The sequence below is a fragment of the Segatella hominis genome, from assembly GCF_004535825.1.
In the GTDB taxonomy this organism is placed as follows: domain Bacteria; phylum Bacteroidota; class Bacteroidia; order Bacteroidales; family Bacteroidaceae; genus Prevotella; species Prevotella hominis.
This window is the reverse complement of sequence record NZ_SGVY01000002.1, coordinates 139,948-161,312: the sequence shown is the minus strand read 5'-3', so window position 1 is coordinate 161,312 and position 21,365 is coordinate 139,948. Positions and strand designations below refer to the sequence as shown.

Genomic DNA, 21,365 nt, shown 5'->3' with positions numbered 1-21,365 from the left:
CAAAGAAACAATGAAACATAATATATTATTTCGTAGTGCAGTAGCCATGTTGGTAGCAGGTGCAGCTTTCACAGCTTGTACCGATACCATCGCTGTGGGAGATGCTTCTCTCGACAAGGCGACCAGTTCTACTGCTACTATAGACTCTGTATTCCAGAATGCAGAATATACACGCCAGTTTCTTGTAGGTATCTACTCTAAGCAGTATTATGGTTTGCCATATTATAATGGTGGTACCAACATGCCTCATGCTGGTAACCCATATACAGGTAAGTTTGACGCCTTGACCGACTGCTGGCATGACTTCTGGAATGGAGCTGCTGTCTATTCTAAATATTACACGGGTTCTCTGACAGCCAATGTAGGTCGTTCAGACGGATTGGACGGTCCGCTTTATTCATACGACAAGGAGTTTCAGTGGAAGACCATCCGTTCTGGTTTGATTTTCCTGGCAAATGTTGACCGTGCTCCTGAAAAGGATATGGATGCATCCGAAAAGAACCGTCTGAAGGCTGAGGCACGCTGCCTTATGGTTGATGCCTTCTTCAATACCTTCCAGCACTTTGGTGGTATTCCTATCATGGATCACGTTCTGGAAACAGGCGAGGTTTCTGGCGAGTTCAAGCGCAATACCGTAGAGGAGTGTGTGAACTGGATGGTAGAGCAGCTCGACTTGGCTATTCAGGAAAATGATTTCCCTTGGAGCGTCAGTTCTACGATGACCGGTCGTTGGACCAAGGCTGGTGCGATGGCTTTGAAGTGTAAGATTCTTCAGTTTGCAGCTTCTCCATTACTCAATCCTAAGGACGGCAAACCATATTATGACGGTGCTTCTGACGAGGTAAAGCCATATATCATGTACACCGACAATTCTAAATATCAGGAGCGTTGGGATGCTTTTGCCAAGGCTTGCGATGAGTTCTATAATAAGTTGCAGGAGAAAGGCGAATATGAGTTGGAGCAGGCTAAGGTTCCTGCCAGTGCCAACACCGCAGACAAGAAGGTGCAATACTATCGTCTGGCATACCGCAAGGGTTATTACCTCAATGCTTCTAAGGAGATTTTACACTCTGTACGTGTGCAGGGTAATGATAACAGCCAATCAGGACGTTACTGTTGGCACTACTGGTATTCAAAGGCGGTTCCACGTAATGCCTACAGTCCTACACAGGAATATGTTGAGAAATTCTCATGGAGCGATGGTGAACCTTTCGACTGGGATAAAGCTGCCACGAAAACTTACAAGCAGGTGAGTGGCAAGGTGGTTACAGAACCGGATTCAACCATGGTATATAAGAAGGACGGTTCGTTTACAATCAATGTAACCAACTTCGTAACCAATAAATTCACAGGTGCGATTTCCCGTAACAAGAAATCATTGCATACGATGTTTGTAGATGGTACATTGCCAAGTGGTTCCCGCCAGATTACGACAGTTCTTACACGCGACCCACGCTTGTATGAGGAGTGTATTGTGAACGGACAGAATACAAACCTCGATTGGACAACCGCTTCTATGACAGGTTATCCTTGGGAACTCTGGTATAGTGGTAATGATGGTGGTACAGGTGTCCTGACCCAGCAGAATACTATGTTCGGTTCTGGTTATGGATTCAACAAATATTACTTGGGTGCAGGTGGTTATCCTGATGAATCTGCTGATTCTTACCGCTTCCCAACCCAGTGGGTTTCTCTGTCACTCTCAGAGTTCTATTTGCAGTATGCAGAGGCACTCGTGATGCGTAAGGATAAGGATGATAACAATGTAGGAAAAGCTGTAGCTATGGTGGATAAGGTTCGCTCTCGTGTAGGTCTTCCTACCATGGAGAGAATGTGGACCAATTCTATTTACCGCAAGTCAAAGGGTTATACAGCAACTACCAAAGAAGCAGCTGTCACTCAGAACGTGACTCTGAGCAATGGCGAGATTTCTACAGAGTTTATGGAAGAACTTCTCGATGAGCGAGTAAGAGAATTGGGACTTACCAATGCCCGCTGGTTTGATATGGTTCGCCTGAAGCGTACCGACTGGATGACCAAGCAACTGCACGGCTTGATGCAGTATCGTCTGATCCAGACCAGCGATGGTTTCCAGAGCCGTAATGCTGCGTGGGTAGGAGGTGACCGTGATAATGATCCGTCATCTACACAGCCTCTGTTCTTCCTGAGCTGCATCAAGACGATTACAGCCAATAGCCGTTATCTCTGGTCGCAGGATCCTAAGAGCAACGAAGTGAAGAAGTGGTTGTTCGATCCACTCCCACAGGCAGAAATCAATAAGAATTATGGTCTTGTACAAAACCCAGGTTGGTAAGAAGAACCTCAGGGAACTAACTAAGTTAAAATGAATTTGTATATGAAAACAAAGAATATATATATGTTGTCATTGCTTGCAGGCATAAGCCTGCCAGCAATGGCGCAGCAGGACATCATGGACTCTGTGGCATATAAGGACCAGACCGTAGATATAGGTGTCAACCGCACCTTTACCCGCGAGCAATCCACTTCTGCTGTCAGTGTCATCAGCAACAAGAATGTCAACAAGCGTGGCGCACGCAACATCGGTAATAATATCCTGGGTCAGGGCAATGGTCTCGTCAGTCTCGACGGTTCTGGTCTTTTTCATGCCCAGAATCCAGCTTTCTATATCCGTGGCATCCAGTCATCCAGTGGCAGCACTCCGCTCTTTATCGTGGATGGCGTAGAGCGTGCCATCGAGAATGTGGTAGCCGAGGATGTGGAGAGTGTATCTATCCTGAAGGATGCCGCTGCTACGGCTCTCTATGGTTGCAAAGGTGCCAACGGCGTGGTTCTGATTACTACCAAGCATGGTAAGTACAATACCAAATCCGTGACTTTCTCTTATGATCACGTGTTCTCTTTCCTCACCAACAAGCCTAAGATGGTAGATGCAGCTACATACGCATCAGCAGTCAACGAGGCTTATCATAATCAGAATGCTGGCGATGTCTATAGCTCAGATGTCATCAATGCCTATAGAGATGGTTCCAATCCGCTCTATTATCCAAATGTAAACTGGGCTGATGAAACCTTCCGCAATGTTTCCAACAACGATCGCTTCAATGTTGAATTCAAAGGAGGTACCAGCAACTTCCGTTATTATACCAACGTGCAGTTGCTGACCAACAAGGGATTCATCAAGAACTTCCAGAACGACGGATATTCTACACAGAATAAATATACTCGTGGAACACTGCGTTCCAATATGGATATTGACCTGGGTCTCAAAACAAAGTTGCATACCCACTTGTATGGCTTGCTGACAGAACAATCGCAGCCAGGTGCACAGGCAGACATCTGGTCTATGATCTATAAGGTGCCAGCCAATGCTTTCCCAGTGAAGGCTTCAGAGACCGTATGGGGTGGTAATACAGTATATACTACTTCCAATCCAGTGGCTCAGAGCCAGGGCGCAGCTTACTATAAGAACCATCAGCGTGCGCTCTATGCCGACTTGGTGTTGGAGCAGGATCTCTCATCCATCACCGAGGGTTTGAGTGCTCAGGCTCAGTTGGGTTATGATACCTGGTCTAATGTCTATGAAGACCATTCCAAGACCTATCGCTATGCCTACTACGAGGTGCCAACCAATGGTTCAGTCGTTGCTGATGGCGAAGGAATACTCTCTGCCGTACAGGGTACAGATTCCAACATGGGTACAGGTTCCAACAATAACTCATGGATTCGCCGTTGCGTATGGAATGCAGCACTCAACTATGACAGGAACTTCTCTGAGAAGCATCACGTATATGGCCAGTTGAAGTACGATTACGAGTACAACGACAAGACAGGTACCAATACCACCGTCTATCGCCACAACATCTCTCTGTTCGGTCACTATTGTTATGACAACAGACTGCTCTTCGATGTAGCCCTGGTAGAGAGCGGTTCCAGCCGTATGGCTCCTGGCGACAAGTGGGCGATGTCTCCAAACGTTTCTTTCGCCTGGAATATCTCCAATGAGAAGTTTATGAAGAATGTGAAGTGGCTCGACTTCCTGAAGTTGCGTGCTTCCTGGGGCAACCAGGTACTGGATGTGCTTCCTGGTGGAGACGTATGGACCTATTACGACCAGTTCTATCAGATGAACGGCGTAAGCTATCCATTCGATGCTACCTATACAGGTACACAGTGGGGTAATACCTATCTTGGCACAGCCAAGACCCAGCATATCGATCACGAGAATGCAAGCAAGTTCAATGTCGGTTTCGATGCCACACTTTTTGGCGGTCTGAATATCTCTGCAGATTATTACTACCAGCACCGCTATGATATCTGGTATTCTACAGCAGGCAGCTACTCCAGCGTATTCGGTATGACAGCTCCTTATGAGCCAGTAGGAGTCATCAATTCCCATGGCTTCGATGTATCGGCAGACTACAGCAAGAAGTTGAACAAGGATCTCACCATCAGTCTCGGTGGTTCCCTCACACTCAACAAGACCATCGTGAAGAATCAGGCAGAGGCTCCACAGCTCTATGCCAATACCTCTTCTACAGGCAAGCGATACGGCCAGGCATTCGGTTATATCGCAGATGGCTTCTTCCAGAAGAGTGACGACCTGAATGGCGATGGCATTATTTCAGCTTCAGAGATGAAGGAATTGGGCTACCCAATCCACAATTTCACAACCATTCATCCAGGAGATGTAAAGTACGTGGATCTGACAGGTGACGAGACGATAGACAACAACGACCGCAAGGCGATAGGTTACAGCACTACTGCGCCAGACCTCTACTACAACTTCCACCTCGGTGCAGAGTACAAGGGATGGGGTATCGATGCCATGTTCCAGGGCGTAGGCAAGTGGACCGGTTTCAAGACCACCAATGGCTTGTACCGTTCAGCCGTAGCTAATAACACGCTGTCTCAGTATCTTTACGAGAACTCCTGGTCTGCAGAGCGTGGCAATACCGAGAATCCAAAGTTCCCACGTCTCTCAGCAACCAGCAATGCCAACAACAATTTGAACAGCACGCTCAACATGTTTGACCGCAGTTATCTCAAGCTCCGCTATGTGGAGATGTATTATTATCTGCCATCAGCATGGTTGAACAAGATAGGTTTCATCAACAAAGTGAAGTTGTATGCTCGCGGAACAGACCTCTTCACGCTTGATCATCTCGACGAGGCAGATGCCGCTTCATACGGTACAACCCAGCCTCTTACCAGAAGCCTTCAGGTAGGTGCTGCAGTAACATTCTAAATTTAAGAAATTACGATTATGAAAGTAAATAAAAAACTATTTTGCTTTGTGTTGGCTGCCATGACGTTGTCTTCTTGTAATATGGACTACAATGAATATACAGCCTACGACAAGGAATACATCCAGCGCTCGTTCAAATACGTGGGTGGATTGATGACCACGATATATACCGATATCGATACCGACTGGGGTAACCTTTCGGGAGCCATGCTTTCCTCTGCTACTGATGAGTCTGAATATAGCCACGATGGCAATGCAGTAGAGGATTTCTACAACGGCAACTGGAGTCCTGTCAATGCTCACCAGACCATCTGGAAATCTGCTTATGAGGGCATTACCTACTGCAATGAGGTGATAGACAACTGGTCTAATCTTGAATTCGACCAGTTTAAGCTCAATCTCGATTATGAGAAGCAGATGTTCCTCTACAACAATTATCAGTATGAGGCTCGCTGGGCACGTGCTTACTTCTATTACACCCTGGTTCGCCAGTACGGCGGTGTACCTTTCAAGGTTCACAATACCACAGGTACCGAGGAGACAGCACTTCCACGAACCAGTGCCGACGAAATCTTCAACTTCATCATCAGCGAGTGTGATGATATCAAGGACAAGATTATCGAAGACTATGCAGGTAAGTCGGATATGATTCTCTCCAAGGCAGAGACCGCCCGCGCCAACAAGTATGCCGTTCTGGCGCTGAAGGCTCAGGCAGCTCTCTATCATGCCTCACCACTCTTCACACAGGGCAAGACCTCAGAAGAGAAGAAGAATCTCTGGGCCATCGCCGTGGCTGCCAATAAGGAACTTATCGATGCTGCAGAGGCTAAGGGCTACGGGTTAGCTACCAACTTGGAGGACCTTTGGGGCACGGAGTATTATTCAGATGCTTCCAGTACCAAGGAGATACTCTTTGCGCGCCGCACCGCTTCTTCCAGTTCTTTTGAGGGCTACAACTTCCCAGTAGGTTATTCTTCCGGTCAGGGCGGCAACTGTCCTACACAGGATCTGGTAGATGCCTTTGAGTGTACCGATGGTAAGAGCATCGCGGAAAGCAGCTTATATGATGCGACAAAGCCATACGACAACCGTGATCCACGTCTTGCCAAGACCGTTGTACTGAATGGCGAAGCATGGCCTAATGATCTGGCCGCTTACAATAGTGAGCATCCTACTATCGAAACCTATACAGGTGGTTATCATTCCCGTACAGGTAATGCAGCAGGAAAGGCATATGCTACTACAACCGGTTACTATCTGAAGAAGTTCTGTAATGCAGACCAGATTCTCCGTGGTCGTTCCGGTTATGCAGCTACCACATCTCCTCACGGTTGGCTCACCTTCCGTATGGGCGGTATGTATCTGAACTATGCAGAGGCTCTCTTCCAGTATTTCAAGGCCTGCGGCAATGCCAATGCAGCCGATGCGAGTGGTGCAGTAGTGATTACCGATGAAGAAGGCAACCAGACAACCGTGAATGTACCGGCTACCCAGACTGCAGCCAAGATGGCGAGCAAGACCCGCCTGCGTTCCGGCATGCCAGCCATCGCAACAGGTATGAGCAACGAGGCTTTCTGGGAAAAGTACAAGAACGAGCGCCGTGTGGAACTCGCTTTTGAGGGACACCGATTCTATGACGTGCGTCGCTGGATGGAGGATGGCGATAAGTTCATGAACATCCATCGCATGGAAATCACCAAGAACGAGGATGGCTCTTATATATATAATAAGGTGGCTGTGACTCGTGGCGATGGACAGTGGGAGAGCAAGTGGAATCTGTTCCCATTCTCTCAGACCGAGATTTTGAAATCCAATTATGCTATCCAGCAGAACCCTGGATGGTAAGTATCTGGTTTCTTGCCCCAAAAACAGTATTGAATTTCCTGTCCGAAATCATTTCGCCCACCTTCGGGTGGGCAGATGATTGGGGAATAGGACAAAATATTAAATACAAATTATTAACAACTAAACGTTTTAACAATGAAAAAGTTTACTTTTATTGCAATGCTTTTGGCTGTATTCGCAATGACAGCAAAGGCTCAGGTGATGGACAAGTACTTCTTCAAGGTGCCAACTGATAAGATGTCTGAGGGCTGGATTATCCAGGATGCAGGTAACTTCGCAGCAACACCAGGTAAGGATTATCTTGAGGTACAGAACAAGAAGAATGGTGGTCGTATGCTCAACTATTTCTGGAATGAGGCTGCATGGGCTGGTGTAGATCCTGCTACTCTTCCTAATCACACCTACAAGTTCACCATGGACTTGAACATGTCTAACATGGCTGCCCGTGCAGACATGGAGTTTGTGCTCCTTCCTGTTGATATGTGTACTCCTACTGATACTCGTGTAAGTACTCATAACTATCACTGGTACAAGGTTAACGACGGTGATGACTATTTCTTCCGTTGGAGAGTAGGTGAGAAGCCTGCTGCTGCTAATGGTGATTACACTATTTGGATTAACGAGGAGCCAACAGCAAAGAACGACTGGAGCCAGACTACAGAGGAGACTCTTACCCTCTCAAGCCAGACTACTTATAAGTTTGCTGTCGTTATCAATACTGAAGCTAATACAGCTACCTATACCATTTCTGATGCAGAAGGAAATCCTTTGAAGACAGGTGTTCACAACTATACTTGCGAAGAGGATCGTGCCGGTATCTTCGTATTCGGTATGAACGGTACTTCTACTCACCAGCTCTCTAACATCGGTCTTTCTTACGAGGCAGAGGGTCCATTTGCTCAGGAGCCTTCTGTAGATTTGCTTGCAGCTATTGGTCAGCAGCGTGCCTATTACGTAACATTCCCAGAGGGCCATACCCTGCATTGGACCCAGCTCGGTGATGCTGAGGGTATTGATGGTACAGCTTACGCTGATGGTGAGGAGTGCTCTGTAGCTTATAGCGATGCAATTGATACCCGCGAGATGGAGACCAGCGGTGAAGGTGGTTCTAAGATTATCTTCTGCAACAAGACTGGTCAGTTGAAAGTTTGGACAACTCTTGAGGATGACGAGACCAACAAGTCTAACGAGGTTGTCAACGATGTAGTTTGCCAGCAGATTACCATGCCTACTCCATCTGCTTCAATTGTAAATGTAGAAGAGGGCTACAAGAAGGTTTATCAGATTGTGGCTGATAACTCTGAGACTTTGATGAAGCCTACAGTTACTATCCACTATAAGAAGACTGTTGGTGGTGTGACAACTGAGGGTAATGTGTTGACAGGTGAGACTATTGCATTGGATGGTCAGGGTTCATTGGAACTTTATTCATACGACGGTACCCACCCTGTAGAGATGCCTTGGTACGCTCCATCAGAGAAAGTAACTGTAGAAAACAACGTTGAGTACGTAGTAGCTGATAAGAAGGACTACGCTTGGACTAAGGAGGAGTGCGATGCAGCAAAGACTGGCTTCACTGTAACTGAGATTGTTGATAATGCCAACAAGTCACACTGGGACCGCGCTTATTCAACCCAAATGTATGGTTATGATGCAAATGGTAATTCTACTGCATGCACAGAGGCAGATGCAGCTAACTATGTATCTACCAAGAAGGGCTTTGGTATCTTTGATATGGCAAGTATTGGTACCGACAATGCCAAGTGGAATGTTCAGGTTCCTGAGGATGCAACAACAGCATTTGCTCCATTGGCTCCAACTGCAGACTTCATTGCCAACTCTAAGTATGAAGCTTCTGCATGGAGCATCTTCCCATACGAGGGTATCGTTTACTACAACATAGCTGTTACCAATGCTGCTTTAAGTCTCGACGCTAAATATACATCTGATGATGTAGAGAAGCCAAACTTCTACATTGTTCATACTCGTGGTGGTTACGACCGTCCTGACAAGGGTGATTGCAACAAGACAACTGTTTGTGTAGCAGGTGAGAATTTCAACCTCAACCGTTACGATACAGCTCTCTGCGATGTAAAGGTAATGACTTACAAGGGCTTTGTGCCAGGCGTTTCTGGTATCAAGAATGTAAATACAGCAGAGACCTCAGCTTCAGCAGTGAAGAAGGTAGTAACCAAGAATGGTGTTGTTATCGTCAAGGATGGCAAGACATTCTCTGTAGCAGGTGCTCAGCTTAAGTAATTTGTTTCATAGATAAAGCATTGGCAATTATGGTTTTTATAATTTGCCGAGATTGAATCAATTATTTTGTGTAAAGGGATGCAGGGATGCATCCCTTTCTTTTTCCTCTTTCTCTTTCTTGTCCTCTTTCCCTTCCTCTCTCATTTCTCATTTGTAATTTCTCATTTGTCATTTTCTTGTCTTTCTAATTTCTAATTTTCTTTTCTTGTCATTTCTCATTTGTCATTTCTCATTTCTAATTTGTCATTTTTTTCTTCCCTTTTCTCAAAATAATAAGGTTAAATATCATATTTTATGGATGCTTTCTCAAATATTCTGTGTACTTTTGCCAACAAATCAGTTAAACCTGAATAAAACAACAATAATCGATATAAATCGACAATAAACAAGAATAAAAACAATAAAACCTACAATAATGAATAAAAAACTACTCGCAACATCTGCTTTAGCATTATTGGTTAGTATGGGAGCAAATGCCCAGCGCTTTACCGATAAGTTGGATCGTGGACTCATTGCAGTGCAAACCACAAATGGTGTGTACTGCTCTTGGCGTATCCAGGCCGATGAATACTATGATGTAAAGTACAATCTTTACAGAAATGGTATGAAAGTAAACTCAGAACCCCTCGATGTTTCCAACTTTACAGACAAGTCTGGTTCATCAAGCAGCACTTATACCGTAAAGGCAGTAGTGAACGGGGTAGAGCAATCTGCTTCCAAGGAAGCTACAGTTTTCAATACTAATTATAAGGAAGTAAAAATCCAGTATCCTGCTGCCCTGAAGTCAACTTATATCCCTAACGATGCCTGCTGTGCTGATGTGGATGGCGATGGCGAGTTGGAGATTCTGATGAAGTTCACCAACCAGCAGGAAAGTGAACAGCTTTATCCGAAGAATGGACCTACCATCAATGGTGTGGAGACCCGGGAATATACTATGCTGGCCTGTCTGAAGCAGGACGGTAAGATTCTCTGGTGGGTGAACTGTGGTCCTAACATGGGCGACTTCCAGAACAATGAGCAGAATATCGTAGGTTACGACTGGGATATGGACGGCAAGGCAGAAGTCGTAATGCGACTTGAAGAAGGCTCTACTGTCCACATGGCTGATGGCACTACCTATACCATTGGTGCTGACGGCAAGAATGGTTCTGCATGGACTAACTATCGCCAGCCAAAGGCTGAAGGAAGCGTAGAATGGTTTACCCATTATGGCAAGGAGTTCCTCTGGTATTGCGAGGGTGCTACCGGTAAGCCATACCAGTGCATAGATTATCCTCTGAAGCGTCTGGAAGCAGGCGAGACTGATCTGAAGGCTGCTTGGGGTGATGGCTACGGCCACCGTTCCAACAAATTCTTCTTTGGTGCTCCTTATCTCGATGGCAAGCATCCAAGTATCTTCCTGGCGCGTGGTATCTATACCCGTCATAAGTTTATAGCATACGATGTAGATCCTAATACTCATGCCCTGAAAGTTCGCTGGCAGTGGACCAATAACCAGCCGGGGTCTCCTTGGTATGGTCAGGGTTATCACAACTATATCGTAGCCGATGTGGATTGGGACGGACGTGATGAAATCGTATACGGTTCTATGGTTATCGACGATAACGGAATGGGACTTTCTACTACTGGTCTCGGTCATGGCGATGCTCAGCATGTAAGTGATTTTAATCCTTATATCCATGGTCAGGAGATGTTTGCTTGTAATGAGGATGCTCCTTCCAACAACTATCGCGATGCAACTACGAGCAAGATATATTATCGCAAGACAGATACCAATGATGATGGTCGCTGTCTGGCTGGTAATTTCTATAATGATATTCCGGGCGCCGTAGGTCACAGTGCGCATGATACGCCGATATCTACCATTACCAATGACCATGTAACAAGAAATACCAATGGCCTCAGCATGAACTTCCGTATTTATTGGGATGGCGACCTTCAGGAGGAGTGCTTCAATAATACAGAGATAACCAAGCCGGGAAAGGGAACATTAGAAACTCTGATGGGTGCTTATTCCAACAACGGAACCAAGGCTACTCCTTGTTTCCAGGGCGATGTGTTCGGCGACTGGCGTGAGGAAGTGATAGAGCGCACGGGTAGTAACAACATCCGCATCTATACCACGACCACTCCAACTCCTTGGCGCAACTACTCTCTGTGGTACGATCATCAGTACCGCAATGCGATGGTATGGCAGCCATGCGGCTACAACCAGCCTCCTCATGCTTCTTACTTCCTCGGTGAACTGGAAGGCATCACGATAGCTCCTCCACCACTCACCACCACTGGTCGTGAAGAGGTCGGTTCCTCTATCTCCAAGACATTGGACGGCAAGCATGCTCTTCTCGCTACTACTGGCGATGCCACTGTAAGCGTGGCAGAAGGTGCTTCTCCTGCTGTCTTTACCGACAATGCTCCTTCATGGGTGCAGGGTACGGCTCCGAGCGAGTGCAGAACCAAGGATACTGAAATCAAATATACTTACTATACTCATACCCTCACTGGCGGTGCCTTCTCTGGCAACATGCGCTTAGTGAAGCAGGGAGACGGTACACTCGTTCTTCCTAACGTAACCCAGACCTACACCGGAAAGACCGATGTATGGGCAGGTACACTGCAGTTTGACGGAACGATGGAGAAGAGTCCGGTATGGCTGAACCGCTTTGCTGAATTGAATTCCAACGGCGGTAACTTCAAGGGCGGTATCAAGGCTGACTATGGTTCTGTCATCCGTCCTGGCGGAAAGGACCAGATAGGTACGCTGACTACTTCCGATCTCCAGCTCGGTTTCGGTGCCCGCGTCGTCTTCGATGTGAACGGCGAGAATGTAGATAAGCTGGTTGCTGCCAAGATGAGTATCGAGAAGAAGAACTGGGAGAACGGTCCTCAGTATTCTGCTCCAGTATTTGAGTTTACATCGGCTCCTCAGCCTGGTACCTATACACTGGCAGAGGTAGGTGAGCTGACTGGCAACTTGGCTGACATCACTGTGGAAGGCCTCTCTGGCGAGAAATACAGTTTAAAGTATGCTGATGGCAAGTTGACTATTACGGTGAGCAATTCACGCGACAGCGAGTCTGTTGTCTGGACTGGTGCCAACGGTTCTATATGGGACCTGATGGAGTCGGAGAACTTCAATTCTTCCGATAAGAAATTCGTTTCGGGTGACAACGTAACCTTCGATGATACTGCCGTTAAGTCTGATGTAAAGATCAATGAGGACCTCGCTCCTGGCAACATCGTCTTCAACAATAACAGTAAGGTATATACCTTGTCTGGCAATGGTGCTATCGAGGGTAATGGCTCTGTTACTTTGAAGGGTAAGAGTGCAGTCAATATCAAGAATACCAACCGATATACGGGCGGTACCTATATTGATGGCGGTTATCTCCGACCAGCAACGCTTGCCAATAAGGACGGTCTCGAATATGGTTCGTTAGGTGCAGCCGACAATACCATTACCATGTCCAACCTGGGTAAGTTGTGGGTAAATGCTTCCATGACTTCTTCTCATCCTATTGTATTGGGCGAGAATGGCGGTCAGATAGAGACTTATACAGGTACAAACCTGATTGTGAATGGCGGTATCAGCAAGATGAATAAGGGAACCAACCGCGATCTCTACAAGTTGGGTAGTGGTACACTGCAGCTCAACTGTGCAGCCGATTTCGACAAGCTCTATATCAATGCCGGAACTATCTATGACTTCCAGGATGCCCATTTCAATGGCAAGACGATTGTGCTGAATGGCAGCAAGGTGGTGCTGCAGGCAAATAACAGTATCTACAGCAGCAACTCGGATAATGTGAATATCGAGGTGCCTAAGGGTAAGTCGGGTATCTGGTATCCTGATGGACGTTGCGACTATACCGGTAAGCTGACCGGTGAGGGAACCATTGATATCTACGGCACCTGGATCCGCTGTCCTTTCAAGGGCGACTGGAGTAAGTTTGCCGGAACCATCAATGCAAAGCGTGGAAGCAAGAATGCTTACGAGCCAGTATTTGATTTCAACAACAGCTATGGTATTCCTTTGGCAACGCTCAATGTAGATTCCCGATTTACACAGGATTATGCATTCTGCACTAACGGCAAGAATTTTGCTATCGGTGCCTTGACAGGTTCCGGCTATATCAGTAATGGTGGATACTTCGGTTCCGGTACCAATACTTTGACGATTGGTGGCAAGAATACGAACTTTGAGTTCAAGGGTTCTATCAATGGTAGCTATGTGGTGAAGAATGGTACGGGTATCTGGACCATCTCTACTGAGAATGTACTTGCCAATGCCAAGTCGCTGAAGATTCTGGATGGAGTCGTGAAACTGAACAAGGCAGCTGCAACTGCATCCATGACTGCTCCAACTATCCTCTATGTACAGGGCAGTGGTGAACTTCGCGGTGTAGGTTGCTCTTTGGGTATTAATCTCCTGAAAGGTGGTATCTTGCGTCCAGGCAGCAATTTGCCTACAGCTCAGACCAGCAATGCGGGCGTTATCAATATTCAGAAGAACCTGGTAGCCTACGATGGTTCCAGCATTTATGTGAACAAGGCAAAGGCAGATTCTCTCGTTGTCAATGCATATACAGGAAGCAAGAGTCTCGGCTGGGCATATCTGAAGGTAGGTGGCAATGCTACTCTGAATGGTACCATCAATGTCACATACAATGCGAATGGTTGGACTCCTGCAGAGGGTGACTATGTGCGTGTTGTTGACTGTGCAGGCACGATCAGCGGTACTCCTAAATTTGACTTGCAGGCGCTCCCTGCTGGTTTGGGTTGGGATACAAGCAAGTTCCTTACAGAGGGAGTTGTCTATGTAGCCAATGCTACAGGTATCCGTGAGATCGGTTTCGACGCTGGTTCATTCCAGGCAGATGTCTATACGCTCAACGGCTTCCGCATGACAAGTTTGCAAACTTCTATGGCTACCTTGCAGAGCGACTTGAAGAGTCGTGGTTTGGCTCCTGGCTTGTACATTGTCCGTACTGCTAAGGGAACTATCAAGGTTACCTTGAAGTAATCCAAGAAAAATTTTCAGTAAAGACTTTAGTTTGCTGGTTATAATATAGTTAATGAAATCTAAACGAGGGTGTGTCATAAGTCTATGGCACGCCCTCTTATTTTTCTTCATGTTTTTTGCATTGGAGGCATTCTTGCTACGTCGATTACTCACGGATTTACGCGGAGGCGACCTGTTCGGTCGTTGCAGATACCCCCTGAGAGTGGAATATGTCCCACAGATTTCACAGATTTACACAGATTTTTCCTGCTTCAATTTCCTTCCCTTCCATCTCTTTCCTCTATTCTCATTTCTCATTTCTCACTTCTCACTTCATTATCCCTTTTTACCTTTTTACTTTTTTACCTTTAAAAAAAGCCGCTGCCAAAAAATAGAGAAAAATAAGCAAAATATAGAGCGAAAATTGCATTATTTTTTTTACTTTTGCAGAGAAATTCTAAATTTATAATAAATGTCTGAAAAGACAATCTACTGATGAGAAAAAGACAATTATATATTCTTTCGCTTCTTACTGTCTTTTGCGCTTTTGGAAATGATTGCGCTTATGGACAGAACAGTAATGTATATGGGCAGAAACCTTCACAATTCCCGATGGAACGTCCCGACCGTGGGCTGGTGGCTTTGCCGGCTGCCGGAAAGGGAATCTATCTCAGTTGGCGACTCCTCGGTACGGATAGCAAGAATGTCTGTTTTGATATAGAGCGGGATGGAAAAGTGATTGCTCATCATATCCGGGCAACCAACTTTACTGATGTAAAAGGTTCTCCTGCACATTCTTATCGCCTGATCAGTTATCAGAATGAGCCGAAGATGGATGTACAGATGCAACGGGAGGTTTCTAAACCAGTGAAGCCTTGGACTGATCTGTATAAGTCGCTGCCCATCAACCGCCCTGAGGGTGGCACTGCTCCCGATGGCAGGGTCTATACCTACACTCCGAACGACTGTAGCGTGGGCGACGTGGATGGTGACGGTGAGTATGAATTGATAGTGAAATGGGACCCTTCCAACTCTCACGACAATTCCCACGATGGCTATACGGGCGATGTGATTCTTGATTGTTATAAATTCGACGGAACACAGCTCTGGCGCATCAATCTTGGCAAGAATATCCGTGCCGGTGCCCACTATACCCAGTTCTTGGTTTTCGACTTTGATGGCGATGGAAAGTCTGAAATGATTTGCAAGACTTCGGCTGGAAGTATCGATGGACAGGGCAGGTTTGTTAGCGAATCGGCTACTGATACAGAGATTCGTTCGCTCGATAATGCGGCTGATTATCGCAACCGTAGGGGGCGCATCAAGAATGGTCCGGAACTGCTCACTGTCTTCAATGGCGAAACGGGTAAGGCGATGCATACCATCTGGTATAATCCTAACAGAGCTTTCGGTGTGGGAAGACAAGTGGCTGAGGGTGAACGACTTGAGGCTGATGGCTTTCCTGCTTATTCGTCTGTTTGGGGCGATAAGGACAACTATGGCAACCGTGGCGAAAGATACCTCGCTGGCGTGGCTTATCTTGATGGAGCTGCCCATCGGCCGAGTGCCGTGATGTGCCGAGGATACTACACCCGTTCTTATCTCTGGGCAGTGGATTTCGATGGTAAACAACTGACGACGAAGTGGTTGCATGCTTCTCTCACTCCTCACGACTGGGTGGTGATGGATGGCGAAGGCAAGGTAATCAAGGAGGCGCATGGGCTCTCTGCGACGGCCTTTGCACAGGGCGCCCACAGCCTGGCAGTAGGAGATGTGGATGGTGATGGATGCGACGAGATTACTTATGGCTCGGCTGCGGTCAATCACGATGGAAGTCTGTTGTACTCTACGGGGCTCGGCCATGGTGATGCGCTCCATCTCTCTGATCTCGACCCAGACAGACCGGGGTTGGAAGTCTTTATGGTACACGAAGAGCGGCCTTATGGTTCTGATTATAGGGATGCCCGTACTGGCGAGATTCTCTACCGTACGCTGGATAGAGATGATACCGGAAGGGGTGTGGCTGCGGATATTGACGGGCGGCATCGGGGCTTTGAAATGTGGAGCCTGGACAGAAAGGAAGTAAGGGATTGTCATGGAAAAGTGATTGCTGACAATCCTTCACAAATGCCGGCGATGAACTTTAGAATCTATTGGGATGGCGACCTGCAGGACGAACTGCTTGCCAATGGCCGCAGACCGCATTTTGCTCCGTACCTACAGAAATGGAACGGAAAGAAGGCCGTACCGCTGCCTTTGAGCAACGGAAAACATCTCAGTGAAATGGGGCATTCTGTGAGCAACAACTGGACGAAGGCTACTCCTAATCTGCAGGCTGATATCTTCGGTGACTGGCGCGAGGAGGTGATCTACTGGGACGAGAGCGATGCCTCTCATCTGAATATTTTCACTACGAATATCCCGACGGAATACCGCATTCCTACGCTCATGCACGATCACATCTATCGCCTGAGTGTGGCTTGGCAAAATGTGGGATATAATCAACCTCCTCATCTGGGATATTATCTGCCTGATCATGCAGAAAGGATTAAGTGAAGAATGAAGAACGAAGAGTGAAGAATTCTCTTGTATATAATATAACGATAATAATTTGATAAAAATACGTAGCTAATGAAAAGAATATTGTTTGCAATGTCGCTGATGGCGGCAACAACTGCTTCTTTTGCCCAGGTGGCAAAACCGATGGAAGATGTAAACCATGTGATTGACAATACAGTGGACAGTCTCAACAAGGCGATGACCGCCCGCATTGTTCCTGGAACCAGCAGAAAGGGCAACAATCCTGTACTCTTCCTGATAGGCAACTCTACCATGCGCAATGGCACCCTGGGCAATGGAAATAACGGCCAGTGGGGCTGGGGCTATTACGAACACGAGTTCTTTGACGAGAATAAGATTACGGTTGAGAATCAGGCGCTCGGAGGCATGAGCAGCCGTACTTTCTACAACCGTCTCTGGCCAGATGTGCGCAAGGGTATTAAGGCTGGCGACTGGGTGATCATCTCTATCGGTCATAACGATAACGGTCCTTACGATAGCGGTCGTGCGCGTGCCAGCATTCCTGGCATCGGCAAGGATTCGCTCAATGTCACCATCAAGGAGACGGGCGTGAAGGAGACCGTTTATACCTACGGCGAGTATATGCGCAAGTATATCAACGACTGCAAGGCGCTCGGTGCTCATCCTATCCTGATGTCGCTTACTCCTCGTGATGCCTATGATGAGAATGATAAGATTGTGCGCGTGAATAAGACTTTCGGTCTCTGGGCGAAGCAGGTGGCAGAGCAGGAGGGCGTTCCTTTTGTAGATTTGAATGAGATTTCGGCAGCCAAACTCGACAGTTACGGTCATTGGAAGGAGAAGTATCACTTCTTCAAGGACCATATCCACACCTCCCGTTTCGGAGCGATGATGAATGCCCGTTCGGCTGCAGAGGGATTGGCAGAGAGTAAGGACCCGAGTCTGGCTCCGTTGCAGGCGATGATGATCAATGTGGCTCTTCCAGTGGAGAATTTTCAGCGAGAGAAGGGCAAGCCGGTGGTTTTCTTTACTGGCGACAGTACCGTAAAGAATGCTGACAAGAAAGAGGATGGTATGTGGGGCTGGGGCTCTCAGGCTTATACCATTTTCAATCCTAAGAAGATTACCTGTGTGAATGCTGCCAAGGCGGGTCGCAGCAGCCGTTCCTACCTCAATGAGGGCAGATGGGAGAAGGTATATAACAGTTTGCAGCCGGGCGACTATGTGCTCATTGAGTTCGGTCATAACGACATCTGTTCCTTGACCGATAAGAAGATGCGCGGTTCCATTCCTTGTGCTAAGGATACTTGCAATGTCTATCAGATGCAGGAGAGCAAGCAGTTTGAGGTAGTTTATTCTTTCGGCTGGTATCTGAAGAAGTTCATTCAGGACGTTTACGAGAAGGGTGCTCATCCTATTTTGGTTTCCCTGACTCCTCGCAATGAGTGGCCACACGGCAAGATGGAGCGCCGCAACGATACCTATGGCAAGTGGTACAGAGAGGTGGTGGCAGAGACCGAAGTTCCTTTCCTCGACCTTCACAATATCGCTGCCGATTCTTATGATAAGATAGGCAAGGAGAAAGTGAAAGAATATTACAAGAAGGATCATACGCACACCTCTCTCAAGGGTGCTCGTCATAACGCAAAGTGCGTGGCGAAAGGATTGAAGAAAATGAAGAGCCCATTGGCTAAATATTTGAAATAATAATTTTGAATGAAATATATGACAGCAAAATATTTTTTCTATTCTGGCCTGCTGATGTTGCTTTCTGCATCTGCTGGCACTGCTTCTGCATCTGCTGGTAATACTTCTGTATTTGCTGGCAATGCTTCTGCATCAGTCCGAGATACGATTTCTCTCGACAGAGGTTGGCAGTTCCATCGTGGGGATGTTTCCGACGTGAATATGCTGAAGAATTTGCAGGCTAACGATGAGGTAGTCAACCTGCCTCACGATTTCCTGATTGGACAGGACTGGGTGGCTCCTGATGCCAGCGAACGTCCTGATAATAGTGATGCAGGTAGTAACGTTCGCAGCCGTTTGAGCCCACGTGGCTTTAAGGAAATGGGTATAGGCTGGTATCGCTATGAACTGACTCCGAAGGCCGAGTGGAAAGGCAAGCGCATTCTCCTCGATTTCCAGGGCATCATGCTCGTGGGCGATGTTTACCTCAATGGTAAGCGAATAGGAGGTACTGACTATGGTTACCTCGGCTTTGATGTAGATGTGAGCAAGTTGCTCAAGTTTGGCGAAGTCAATGAGATTGCAGTGAAGGCAGATACCCGCAATCCGAACAACTCCCGCTGGTTTACCGGTGCCGGACTTTATCGGGATGTCAACCTTATCGTCACCGACAAGGATTTGTATTTCCCTCGCCATCCGCTCTTCATCCGTACCGTCAACAATCAGGAAGTGAAGATTCGGGCTAACATCTTCAACCAGCAGAAAAAGGCAAAGGCTGCTGGAACTTTCATTCCTGTAGAAGTCAGAATCTTGGATGCTGACGGCCATGTGGTGGCGCAGCAGAAAACGGATGTGGATTTCAATGCCAAGTGGCGCGACAGAGAGTATGAACTGCCAGCTATCAAGATAGAGAATGCCAAACTCTGGTCGTGCGATACACCTTATTTATATACTGCCGAGGTTACGCTTTACGATAACGAGGGTAAGGTGGCTGACCAGATACGAGAACCGTTTGGCGTGAGAACCATCGAGATGAATCCGCAGCATGGTCTGCTCGTTAATGGCAAGAAGGTGCTCCTGCAGGGTTTTGCCAATCATCATACTCTCGGTGCGTTAGGTGCAGCAGCCTATCCACGTGCCATTGAGATGCGACTCAAGATGATGAAAGAGTTCGGATTCAATCATGTGCGAACTTCCCATAATCCCTATAGCGAAGACTTCCTTAGACTTTGCGACAGATTGGGTATTCTCGTGGTGGATGAACTCTATGATAAGTGGTTGGCGCAGTATGCTGGTGGCAGAGTAGATTGGGAGAGTCTCTGGCAGAAGGATATTCCAGAATGGGTGAAGCGAGATAGAAATCATCCGTCTGTGGTGCTCTGGAGTTTGGGTAATGAACTGCAGCAGTATTCCAATCTGCCTTTCAACGACTGGGGTGTGACGGCTTATGAACTGCAGAAGCAACTGCTCCATCGCTACGACGACACCCGTCTCACTACCGTGGCCATGCATCCGCGCTATCGCAATCTGGATACTGATTCTATTCCAGCTGATCTGGCTGTGGCTACCGAGGTGAATTCCTATAATTATAGGTATATGTACTTTCCGGGCGACATGAAGCGCTATCCGGAAAAGACGTTCTATCAGAGTGAGGCGAGCACGGCTGCGATGGGTCCTAACTTCTATGAGATGGATCGTGATAAGGTGCTCGGGTTAGCCTACTGGGGTGCCATCGACTATCTGGGCGAGAGTATGGGATGGCCTGTTAAGGGCTGGAATCAGGGTGTTTTCGACCTGTCTCTGCAACCGAAACCGGATGCTTATTTCGTGAAAAGTATGTTCTCTGACGAACCTACTGTGCATATCGGCATCATTGAGAAGGCTGGTGGCAATGTGCAGTGGAATGGCATCAATGTTTCGGCTGGCAAGCTTTCTGAGAACTGGAATCGGGAGGAAGGCGAGAAGGTTTCGCTCTATACCTATACCAATGGAGACGAGGTGGAGCTATTCCTGAACGGCAAGAGTTTGGGTGTGAAGAAAAATAGTGACGACCCTAAGTTGCGTGCTCGCATCAAGTGGGACGGCATCGCTTATGCGCCTGGCACTCTGCTGGCTGTGGCCCGGAAGAATGGCAAGGTTGTGGCTCGCCATCAGATAGAGACTACGGGCGAGGCAGTGGCGCTGAAGATGGTGCCTGATGCTGAGACCTGGCATGCTGACGGACAGGATCTGATGCACGTGAGAGTGTATGCTGTAGATAAGAAAGGCAGGAGAGTGATGGATCTGAAGGATAAGAACGCATTCAGCAAGTTGACTTTCACGGTGAAGGGTGATGCGGATATCGTGGCGGTGGATAACGGAAATATTAATTCGGATGAACTGCACGTGGGCAAGAAGCAGTTGAACAAGACTGCCGAGCGTGCGCTCTATCAGGGTTCTGCGCTTGTGATCTTAAGAGCAGGAACTCAGCCGTCTAAGGTTGAATTAACAGTTGCTTGCGAGAATGCGGTGTCTGGTCAAAAGTCTGCTGCATCGGGCGTTCAGAAAGGTAATCTGAAAACAAAGAGAATTGTATTAGTTACAAAATAGTGTCTTGAAAAAAGTTCCTTGAAATCTTTTATTAAAAGGTTTTGGGGAATTTTTTTTAAGGGTTCTTGATTTTCTTTAAATGGTTCTTGTTTTTTTTAGGGGTCTTGGATAGTTTCTTGAACCTTTCTTTCTTTGTTTATGCAAAAAAAACTGATATTACTGATATTGATATCGCTGAGAGTGGTAAAAAACTGTTTTTTTTATATCTATTTT

The 21,365-nt window shown here is 47.0% G+C and carries 8 protein-coding genes; all 8 read left to right on the top strand.

Going from position 1 to position 21,365, the window contains the following annotated elements:
- The first annotated feature begins 10 nt into the window (after positions 1 to 10).
- The 8 genes from EXN75_RS01350 to EXN75_RS01315 all read left to right on the top strand — a co-directional run bounded on the left by EXN75_RS01350 (position 11) and on the right by EXN75_RS01315 (position 21,152).
- Positions 11 to 2,314, top strand: coding sequence for a RagB/SusD family nutrient uptake outer membrane protein (locus EXN75_RS01350; RefSeq protein WP_167639423.1), 2,304 nt, complete (start codon positions 11 to 13; stop codon positions 2,312 to 2,314).
- Between the two features lie 42 nt (positions 2,315 to 2,356).
- The gene (locus EXN75_RS01345; RefSeq protein ID WP_134842492.1) at positions 2,357 to 5,227 is read left to right on the top strand and encodes a SusC/RagA family TonB-linked outer membrane protein; all 2,871 of its coding nucleotides are present in this window, start codon (positions 2,357 to 2,359) and stop codon (positions 5,225 to 5,227) included.
- A gap of 18 nt (positions 5,228 to 5,245) precedes the next feature.
- A complete protein-coding gene (locus EXN75_RS01340) occupies positions 5,246 to 7,072 on the top strand; it encodes a RagB/SusD family nutrient uptake outer membrane protein (RefSeq protein ID WP_134842491.1) in 1,827 nt (608 codons plus the stop codon).
- Between the two features lie 135 nt (positions 7,073 to 7,207).
- Entirely contained in the window at positions 7,208 to 9,331 is a 2,124-nt protein-coding gene (locus EXN75_RS01335; RefSeq protein ID WP_134842490.1) for a hypothetical protein, read from the top strand.
- A 415-nt stretch (positions 9,332 to 9,746) separates the two neighbouring features.
- Positions 9,747 to 14,357, top strand: a complete 4,611-nt coding sequence (locus tag EXN75_RS01330) for a rhamnogalacturonan lyase family protein (RefSeq protein WP_134842489.1) — start codon at positions 9,747 to 9,749, stop codon at positions 14,355 to 14,357.
- Between the two features lie 474 nt (positions 14,358 to 14,831).
- A complete protein-coding gene (locus tag EXN75_RS01325; protein ID WP_134842488.1) occupies positions 14,832 to 16,892 on the top strand; it encodes a rhamnogalacturonan lyase in 2,061 nt (686 codons plus the stop codon).
- Between the two features lie 75 nt (positions 16,893 to 16,967).
- The gene (locus tag EXN75_RS01320; RefSeq protein WP_167639422.1) at positions 16,968 to 18,584 is read left to right on the top strand and encodes a rhamnogalacturonan acetylesterase; all 1,617 of its coding nucleotides are present in this window, start codon (positions 16,968 to 16,970) and stop codon (positions 18,582 to 18,584) included.
- Between the two features lie 18 nt (positions 18,585 to 18,602).
- Positions 18,603 to 21,152, top strand: coding sequence for a glycoside hydrolase family 2 TIM barrel-domain containing protein (locus EXN75_RS01315; protein WP_246031256.1), 2,550 nt, complete (start codon positions 18,603 to 18,605; stop codon positions 21,150 to 21,152).
- Positions 21,153 to 21,365 lie beyond the last annotated feature (213 nt).